The organism is Candidatus Symbiothrix dinenymphae (genome assembly GCF_001431085.1).
The window spans coordinates 1-776 of record NZ_BBRU01000142.1 but is presented as its reverse complement, the minus strand read 5'-3'; the positions used below and the strand labels follow the sequence as shown (position 1 = coordinate 776).

Below are 776 nucleotides of genomic sequence, written 5' to 3'. Positions count from 1 at the left end.
GACATTGTGTTCCGCGTATATGACGATGGCGTGGCTTTCCGGTACAAACTGTATCGCAGCGAACGCATCGGCAATCGCCAGTTAACCAAGGAATTGACCACCTTCGCTATTCCCGGAAATCCGGATGCCTGGGTAGTGGAATACGGTGGATACGCCACTCCCAATGAAGCCGAATTTATGGAAAAGAAATTGGATGCGGTATCGGACAAAACCATTGCCGGGCTGCCGTTTCTGATGAAATATGCCGACGACTGCTGGGTGGCTATCACCGAAGCGGAAATTGATAATTTCGCAGCGTTTTATCTCGGTACAAACGGGCAGAAAAACCAACTGACGACCAAGTTAGTGCCTCTGCCCGGCGAAGAAGAACAGGGCGTGAAAGTCCGTTTTGCGGACGATGCCCAAACACCCTGGCGCGTTATCATGATTGGCAACACGCCCGGAACGCTGATTGAATCGGAAATCATTCAAAACCTGAATCCGCCCTGCGCTATCGCAGACCCGTCCTGGATTAAACCGGGAATGAGTGCGTGGGACAACTGGTGGAGTGGCAACGTGAAAATGGAGATGCCGGTCATCAAAGAATATATCGACTTTGCTTCCGAAATGGGTTGGCCCTATATGCTGGTGGATTGGCAATGGTACGGACAGTTCAACAGGTCGGAAGCCGACATCATCCGTTGTGCTGCGGATAACCACTTATTGGTTGATTTTCACGGTGCCTACAAACCCGACGGCATCATCCGCACTTACCCGAACATGCTCACGCGGGAAGG

At 51.7% G+C, this 776-nt stretch carries 1 protein-coding gene; it reads left to right on the top strand.

Going from position 1 to position 776, the window contains the following annotated elements; all coding sequences use genetic code 11:
• Nucleotides 1-6 precede the first annotated feature (6 nt).
• The coding region (locus tag ASC50_RS02195; RefSeq protein WP_226995339.1) for a glycoside hydrolase family 97 N-terminal domain-containing protein at nt 7-776 on the top strand (770 nt) is incomplete at its 3' end.